Annotated in this window: 6 protein-coding genes and 3 pseudogenes; 3 read left to right on the top strand and 6 right to left on the bottom strand. The window is 66.5% G+C overall.

Going from position 1 to position 8,215, the window contains the following annotated elements; genetic code table 11:
* Nucleotides 1–22: 22 nt before the first annotated feature.
* The 3 genes and pseudogenes from I5M_RS13970 to I5M_RS13960 all read left to right on the top strand — a co-directional run.
* Nucleotides 23–688: pseudogene (locus I5M_RS13970) on the top strand (ABC transporter substrate-binding protein); the annotation flags it as partial.
* A 52-nt stretch (nt 689–740) separates the two neighbouring features.
* Nucleotides 741–2,263 (top strand): annotated as a pseudogene (locus tag I5M_RS30925) (AMP-binding protein).
* 60 nt (nt 2,264–2,323) lie between these two features.
* Nucleotides 2,324–3,550: a GGDEF domain-containing protein gene (locus I5M_RS13960; RefSeq protein ID WP_022721959.1), complete on the top strand. Its 1,227-nt coding sequence runs from the start codon at nt 2,324–2,326 to the stop codon at nt 3,548–3,550.
* Between the two features lie 63 nt (nt 3,551–3,613).
* On the opposite strand, the gene I5M_RS13955 is transcribed toward I5M_RS13960, so the two are convergent.
* The 6 genes and pseudogenes from I5M_RS13955 to urtB form a co-directional block, all read right to left on the bottom strand.
* Nucleotides 3,614–4,552: an acetamidase/formamidase family protein gene (locus I5M_RS13955; RefSeq protein ID WP_022721958.1), complete on the bottom strand. Its 939-nt coding sequence runs from the start codon at nt 4,550–4,552 to the stop codon at nt 3,614–3,616.
* Nucleotides 4,553–4,580: 28 nt separating this feature from the next.
* The gene (locus I5M_RS34235; RefSeq protein WP_307706177.1) at nt 4,581–5,030 is read right to left on the bottom strand and encodes an ATP-binding cassette domain-containing protein; all 450 of its coding nucleotides are present in this window, start codon (nt 5,028–5,030) and stop codon (nt 4,581–4,583) included.
* A gap of 94 nt (nt 5,031–5,124) precedes the next feature.
* Nucleotides 5,125–5,274 (bottom strand): annotated as a pseudogene (locus I5M_RS34230) (ATP-binding cassette domain-containing protein); the annotation flags it as partial.
* A 2-nt stretch (nt 5,275–5,276) separates the two neighbouring features.
* Entirely contained in the window at nt 5,277–6,002 is a 726-nt protein-coding gene (locus I5M_RS13945) for an ABC transporter ATP-binding protein (RefSeq protein ID WP_022721957.1), read from the bottom strand.
* Nucleotides 6,002–7,090, bottom strand: coding sequence for an urea ABC transporter permease subunit UrtC (gene urtC, locus I5M_RS13940; RefSeq protein ID WP_022721956.1), 1,089 nt, complete (start codon nt 7,088–7,090; stop codon nt 6,002–6,004). The genes I5M_RS13945 and urtC overlap by 1 nt, the downstream gene beginning before the upstream one ends.
* The coding region (urtB, locus tag I5M_RS13935) for an urea ABC transporter permease subunit UrtB (RefSeq protein ID WP_022721955.1) at nt 7,087–8,215 on the bottom strand (1,129 nt) is incomplete at its 5' end. The genes urtB and urtC, both read right to left, overlap by 4 nt.

Genomic DNA, 8,215 nt, shown 5'->3' with positions numbered 1-8,215 from the left:
GTCCGAGTTGCAGTTATGAAAACCCTATCTGTCGCGGCTGCCGCCGGACGTGATCGACGGCAGCTATCGGCTGCCGGTCAGCGACGGCTCCGGCCGCGACCGCATACTGCTGCGCGAGGCGCTCGATCTGCTCGAACAGGCGGGGTATCAACTGGACGGCACGGTGCTGCGCAACAAGGCAACCGGCGAACCGCTGCGCTTCGAGATCCTGGTGACGACGCGGGACCACGAGCGGATCGCGCTGGCCTATGCACGCGACCTCAAGCGCGCCGGCATCGAGACCGTGGTGCGCGCCGTCGATCCTGTGCAATTCGATCAGCGCCGCCTCGCCTTCGACTTCGACATGATCCCCAACCGCTGGGATCAATCGCTGTCGCCGGGCAACGAACAATCGTTCTATTGGGGCAGCGACGCCGCCGATACGCAGGGTACGCGCAACTACATGGGCGCCAAGGACCCGGCGGTCGACGCGATGATTGCAGCGATGCTGATTGCTCGTGATCGTACGAGTTTCGTCGACGCGGTGCGGGCGCTCGATCGCGTACTGATCTCGGGGTTTTACGTGGTGCCCTTGTATAACGTGCAGGAGCAATGGATCGCCCGCTGGAATCGGGTACAACAACCGAAGGCCACTGCGCTCAGCGGCTATTTGCCCGAGACGTGGTGGCAGCGCCCAGATGCTCAGTAGACCAGTGTCTCAGTCGATAAGCCCATCGCGGTGAGGCAGTAGAGGTGATCCTGTGACCGACAACCATCCCTCTCCCACTCTGGATGTCTTGTTCCGCCGCATCCTGGCGCGACAGCCGAATGCGCTGGCGCTGATCGATCCGTTCGACAAGGCGCGCGTCACCGGCCAGGCGCCGCGCCACCTGACCTACGCCGAAGCCGATCGCGCAATCTCGGCACTCGCCGCTCATTTCGCGGCCGCCGGACTGCCAGCAAATTCGGTCATCGCCGTCCAGCTTCCCAACACCATCGAATTTCCGCTCACCGTGCTGGCCGCACATCGCGCCGGCCTCGTGGTGGCGGTGCTGCCGCAGCTCTGGCGACAGGCCGATCTCACCGCCGCGCTGAACCGCACCGGCGCCCGCGCCATCGTGGCGATGCGCCGGATCGACGGCGTCGACCACGCCGATCTGGCGATGAACGCCGCGGTCGAAGCATTTTCGATCCGCCACGTCTGCGGCTTCGGCGACGATCTGCCGGAAGGCATGGCGTCGCTCGACGTCGCGATGGAGGATCACGGGCGGGTTCCACCCGACCTCGGCTACGAGGCGCGCCGCGCCGCCATCATCTCGTTCGACACCACCAGCGAAGGCGTCCGCGCCATCCCGCGCACGCATCTGCACCTGATCGCGGGTGGCTTGGTCGCTTTCCTGGAAAGCGGGATGGCGCAGGGCGCCACGATGTTGTCCGCCCAGATGCCGTCGTCGTTCGCTGGCTTGGGGGTCTTCACTTGTGACCTGGCTGCTCAGCGGCGGCACGATGGTTCTGCATCATCCGTTCGATGATGCGGTGCTCGAGCGACAGCTGGTTGAACTCGCCTGTGCGACCTTGGTGGCGCCGGGCGCCTCTAGCGCTGCGGCTCGCCGATGGTGGCTTGGTGGCCCGCGCTCCGTCGCTACGCAACGTCATCGGCCTGTGGCGTGCCCCCGAACAGGTCGGGTCCAGCCCGGCTTGGAGCGGCGGACCGGTGAGCTTCACCGACCTGTATATTTTCGGCGAAGCCGGTCTGTTCGGCGCCGTTCGCGACGTCGAAGGCGTACCCACGGCGGTGATGCCGGGTTCCTTCACGGCACCGCGCAACCATGCCGGCGGATCGCCGGCGGGCGAAATCCTGATCACGCCGAGAGGCACGCTCGGCATGCGTGGTCCGATGGTCACCATCAGCCCCTACGCGCCGGTGCCGCGCCACGAATCACTGCCGTTGCCGCCTCCCGCCGATCATGTCGACACCGGCTACGCCGCCCGGCTCGATCGTGCGACGGGTGCGGTCTGCATTACGGCGCCGCCCTCCGGCATCATGGCTGTCGGCGGCTATCGCTTCCTGGCGCAGGACCTGCAGGATTGGGCAGCGCGGCTCGGCCAGGGTGCCCTGCTCACTGCGCTGCCCGACCGGCTCAGCGGCTATCGGCTCGCCGGCCGTGCGCAGGACAACGCCCGTGCTCGCGAAGCGCTTTCGGAACTCGGTCTAAACCCGCTGATGGTCGAGGCTTTCCGCGACGCTCCTGTGCGCCCCGAAGAATCCAGGGCTGCATATTGACGCCGCATTAAGGCCGGTCCGCTTAAGGTCGCGCGCTGTTCAAAGAGCCCGCGGCCGACCATGTCGTATCACGCGCCTATTGTCGTTATCTCCGAGGACGAGTCGCCGCTGCTGCGCGCACTCTCGGATGCCCGATACTTTCCCGTTGTCGGAACCACATACGACGCGGCGCCGGATGCCCTCGAAAGCCTGCAGCCGGCCGCCGTCGTGGCGTGCGGCGCCGGCCCCGCTGGCGCATTGGCCGCGCTCGCGCGTCGTGTGGCGCAGCAATCACCCTATGTCCCGCTAATCGCCGTCGACATGCCCGGCCAACTGCCCGAGAACGCGATGCCGTTTACGGGCGAAGCCGACGTCGACCGGCTGGTCGCCCGGCTACGCGCCGCGCTCCGGGTGCGCACGCTGCACGCCACCACTTTGCGTCGTCTCTCCGACGACAGCAGCGCCGCGCCGCTGCCGAGCAATGACCCGCTGCACGACGCCACAGTTTTGCTGATCGGCCGCGGCGCCGCCTACCCGACCCTCTCCGTGGCTCTCGGCGAGCGCGTCGGCGTCGTCGGCGCGCTGTCGATCGAGGCCGCCGCCAAGCATCTCAACACCCGCGATCTCGACGGCATCGTGCTCGCAGAGGGCTTCAGCCCCCGCGTGGTCGACGCCTTCCTGACCGTGCTGTCGGAGGATGCGCGGTTTCGCAACTTACCGGTGATCGCCAGCGTTTCCGCGCCGGATCGCAACTACGAACTTCCCAACCTCGAATTCGCCGATAGCGAGCCGGCGAAGATCGTAGCGTCGGCGCTGCCGCTCATCCGCCAACACGCTTTCGAGGCGCGGCTGTCGCGCGCGCTGGCTTCGCTCGACGCCGGCGGCCTGCTCGATCCGCGCACGGGCCTGCTCACGCCAGCGGCGTTCGCCCGCGACTTCGCAACAGCAGTTCAACATGCTCAGCAGCATGGCGGCGGATTGTCGGTGATCCGCTTCGGCTTCAAAGGCGCGGGCCAGCGCGTCCTGTTCGACGCCGCCCGCATCGTCAGCCGATTGATGCGCAAGATGGACTTCGGCGTGCTGCAATCCGACGACGCAATCGTCGTGGTCGTCGCCGCAACGGATCTGCGCGGCGCTCAAACGACCGCGCGGCGGCTGACCAGCGTCATCCGGCAGACCTCGCACGGCCCCCGCCGCGACACGCGCGTCGATCCGGACGTCAGCGTTGCGACGCTGATGCCCGGCGACTCCGCTCGCTCGATCCTGGCGCGGCTGACCGAGCAGGATCGCCGCCGCGCTGCGTCGTGAGCGGCCGGCGGCGAGCTGGACCCAGGCCCTTCTGCAGCTTCAAGCGTAGCTGAGCGCAAGCGCCTACAAATAGGCCTTCGGCAGCAGCATGTGGATGCCCTTGTTGCCGTCGACGAGCTGGGTGACGCGCAGATTGCCGGCCAGCGAGCACAGCATGTAGGCCTGGTTGCGCGACAGGTTGGTGCGGTCGCAGATGTGCTTGACCATCTCGCGCACCGCTTGCTTGGCGGCGTCGTCGAGGTCCTCGTCGAGACCGATCGACATCAGATGCGTGGCGCTTTCGGCGAACGGCCAGGTCAGGTCCATGTCCTTGCGCACCGTGAGGCGGAACGTGCCGGTGACCCCGGTCTCCAGCGCAGTGATACAGACCTCGCCGTCGCCCTGCACGCCGTGGCCGTCGCCGGCGAAGAACAGCGCGCCTTCGTTGAACACCGGCAAGTACAAGGTCGTGCCGGCACGCAGCTCCTTGTTGTCCATGTTGCCGCCGAAGGCGCGCGGCACCGGCGAGCCGCAGCGGCCCCAGGCCGGCGGCGGCGCGGTGGCGATGATGCCGAAGAACGGATCGAGCGGGATCTCGGTGCCCCACGGCATGATGCAGACGTTGCGGTCGTGATCGACCTTGGGGTGGATGGTCTCGTACTCGGTGAACTCGTCGGGCAACGTGCCGAGCAGCGGCAGGATCGAGACGAAGCCCCAATCCTGGCGCACCTTGACGCTGAGAATGTCGACCTGCAGCACGTCGCCGGGCTTGGCACCCTTCACATGCACCGGCCCGGTAATGAAATGCGGCCCCGGCCCCTGCACCATGGTGTCGAGCGCGTGCAGATAGTCCGCCGGCACGATGCTGCGATCCTCCGGCAAGGTCTCTTTGCCGCCGGCCGGAAACGAATGCAGCGTCACGGTGTCGCCAGAGGCGACTTCGAGCACCGGCGGCGTCGCGCTGTCGAGATAGCCCCACACCATGTTCTCGGGCGTCGCTGGAATTTCGTGGCGGCGGGACATCGCATCACTCCGTTGGATGTTGATAGGATCAGATCGAGATATGGCGGGCGAGCGTGTCGCGGCTGGTCGTGTCGATGCGACCGGCTTCGGCGACGCTGCCGCGCGACAGCACGACGAAGGAGTCGGCGAGGCTGACGGCAAAGTCGAGATACTGCTCGACCAGCAGCAGCGAGAGCCGGCCCTTGAACGCGGCCAGCACGTCGCGGATCATCGCCACCAGATTGGGCTGGATGCCTTCGGTCGGCTCGTCGAGGATCAAGAGACTCGGCTTGGTCACCAGCGCCCGCGCGATCGCAAGCTGCTGCTGCTGACCGCCGGACAGCGCGCCGCCGGGACGTTTCCACATCTGGGTCAGCACCGGAAACAGCCCGACCGCCTCGTCCATCGTCGACGTACCGAAGGTGCCGTGAGCACGCGCCGCGGCCTCGATGTTTTCGCCGACCGTCAGTTCCGAAAAGATCTCGCGGCCCTGCGGCACGTAAAGCGAGACCAGCCGCGGAGCGGCGATGCGACGACCAGCCGGTGATATCCGTATCGTCGACCAGCACCTTGCCGCGCGTCACAGGCAGCACGCCCATCAGGCATTTCAGCAGCGTGGTTTTGCCGGCACCATTGCGGCCGAGCACAGCGAGGCATTCGCCCGGCGCGATCTCGAACTCGACGCGGCGCAGCACCTGCGCGCTGCCGTAATGCTGATCGAGACCTTCGACGCGGAAACGCATGGTCATCGCCCCAAGTACACGTCGACGACGCGCGCGTCGGCACGGGCGTCCTGCATCGAGCCTTCGAACAGCGTCCGGCCTTCGTGCAGCACCGTGACGCGGTCGGCGATCTGCTCGACGAAGTCCATGTCGTGTTCGACGACGACGATCGCGCGATCCGGCCGGCGCAGCTTGCGGACCAGCGCCACGGTGCGCTCTGTTTCCTCGTCGGTGAGACCCGCGACCGGCTCGTCCAACATCAGCACCTTCGGCTGCGACGCCAGCACCATGCCGATCTCCAGCCACTGCTTCTGGCCGTGCGCCAACTCCGAGGCCGAACGGTCCGCAAGCTCGTTGAGTCCCACTTCGGCGAGCACGTCCTCGACGCGCCGTGCCAGCGCGTCCGGCGACAGCGTCCGACGCAACCCGCCTTGCGCGCCGATCGCGATATGCTGGCGCACGTCGAGCCCCTCGAAGATGCTCGGCTTCTGGAACTTGCGGCGCACGCCGGCGCGGGCGATCTCGGACTCACTGGAGCGGGTGATATCGATCGTCTCGTCGAACATCACTCTGCCCTGCTTGGCGCGCGTGATGCCGGAGACGACGTCGAGCATCGTGGTCTTGCCGGCGCCGTTCGGACCGATCACCGCGCGAACTTCGCCGAAATCGATCGCCAGCGACAACGCGTCGATCGCGCGGAAGCTGCCGAACTCCACGGTGACGTCGTCGATCAAGAGTGCCACCGCCATCAGCGCAGCTCCGGTGCTTCGGACGCAAGACGCTTGACGCCCATCGGCCGCGTCAGCTTCCACTTCGCGAGATCGACCAGTCCGTTGGGAAACACCAGGACGACCAGCACGATCAGTCCGGAGAGGATGAACGGCCACAGCTCCGGCGCCGCCGCCGACAGCCAGAATTTCAGCGCGTTGACCAGAACGGCGCCGATCACCGCACCGGTCAGATAACCGCGGCCCCCGATGGCGACCCACACGGCGATTTCCAACGACAATTCCGGCGACAGCAGCCGAGGATTGATGATGCCGACCTGCGGCACGTAGAGCATACCGGCGAGCGCGGCAATCAGCGCCGACAGGCACCATACGTCGAGCTTGAGCCGTAGCGTCTCGTAGCCGAGCGTGCGCAGCCGCACCTCGTCGTCGCGCGCCGCGATCATCAGCACGCCGAATGAACTGCCGAGCAGCAACCGGCAGCCGAGCAGAACCAGCGCGAGAACCAGCACCGAGACGACCGCCATGGCGATCACCACGCCGCTGCTGCCGATCGGCCAGCCGAAGAGCACCGAAAAGCCGGTCATGCCGTTGTTGCCGCCGAATCCGGTGTCGTTGCGGAACATCAGCAGCATGGCGACATAGACCAGCGCCTGGGTGATGATGGAAAAGTACACGCCGCCGACACGGGAGCGAAACGACACGTAGCCGAACACGCCGGAGATCAGCAGCGTCACCACAGCGGCGACAAGCCCGCGTACGGGAAGAAACCGAGCCCCGGCCCAATAGAATGGATAGTTCGACCAGCCCATGAACTGCATGAAGTCGGGCACCCGGCCAGTGACTTCGCTCGAGTGTTTCAGGAGATGCATCGCCACGACGTAGCCGCCGATCGCGAAGAACAATCCGTGCCCGAGCGACAGGATGCCCAGATAGCCCCAGATCAGATCGAGCGCGAGCGCCAGCACGGCGAAGGCCGCGAGTTGGCCGACGGCATTGGCCAGATAGGCCGAGATGCCGAGCGGCACCGAGACCGCGAGCAGGACGGCCACCGCCAGCACGACACCCAGCAGGATCTGGAACGGACGATCGGAGGCCAGCGGCTTCATTTGCGGCGGCCCTTGATGGCGAACAGCCCTTCGGGACGCCACTGCAGGAAGCCGATGATCATCAACAACACGATCACCTTGGCGGCGACTGCGCCCCACAGCGGCTCGATCAGCACGTTGATCTGGCCGATGCCGAGCGCCGCCACCACCGTGCCGACGATGGTGCCGACGCCGCCCAGCACCACGACCATGAAGCTGTCGATGATGAAATTCTGCCCCATCTGCGGATTGACACTGTAGATCGGCGCCAGCGCCAGACCCGCGAGTCCGGCGAGCCCTGAACCGAGTCCGAACGCCAGCATGTCGACGCGCCTGACAGGAATGCCGATGCAGCCCGCCATGGTGCGGTTCTGCGTCACGGCGCGGATGTTGAGGCCGAGCGGCGTCAGCCGCATCAGGCCCCAGGTCAGCGCAAGCGTCGCCACCGCGAAGGCGATCGCGAACATCCGGTTCCAGGTGAAGATGAAGTCGCCGATCACCGGCACGCCGCCGGTGACGTAGAACGGCGTGGTGAAGTTGAGATTCTGGGTGCCGAACGTCACCCGAACGATGTTGATCAGGAACAGGCTGACCGCCCAGGTCGCCAGCAGACTCATGAGCGGCCGACGATACAGGTGCCGCAGCAGGATCGCCTCGAGCGCGATGCCGATCGCCGCCGTGACCAGGAAGGCGACCGGGATGGCGATGATCAGATAGTAATCGATCAGCGCCGGCGCGAAGCGCTGCAGCGCCTCCTGCACCAGCCAGGTCGCGTAGGCCCCGATCATGATCAGTTCGCCCTGCGCCAGGTTGATCACGACCATCAGGCCGAAGATCACCGCCAGCCCGATCGCCGCCATGAACAGGATGCTGGCGAAGCTCAGACCATTGTACAGCGTCGCCAGCACGTCACCGATCTTGATGCCGCGCTCGATCTTGCTGATCGCCCCATCGACTGCGCTCCTGAAGGCGGGATCGGCAGAGTAAGCCGGATCTTTGGTCAGTGGGCTGACCTTGGCGAGAGCGCGCCGGTCCGGCGTCGCGGCGATGCGCTGCAGGGCGGCGATCCGCTTAGCCGGGTCGGCGGAGTTCAGCGCGGTGGCTTGTTCGACCGCGCTGATCTGCGCTTGCAGCGCCGGGTCGCGC

The organism is Rhodopseudomonas sp. B29 (assembly GCF_000333455.1).
GTDB lineage: Bacteria > Pseudomonadota > Alphaproteobacteria > Rhizobiales > Xanthobacteraceae > Rhodopseudomonas.
Note: the sequence above shows the minus strand (reverse complement) of the source record. Positions and strands in the feature narration are given on the sequence as shown.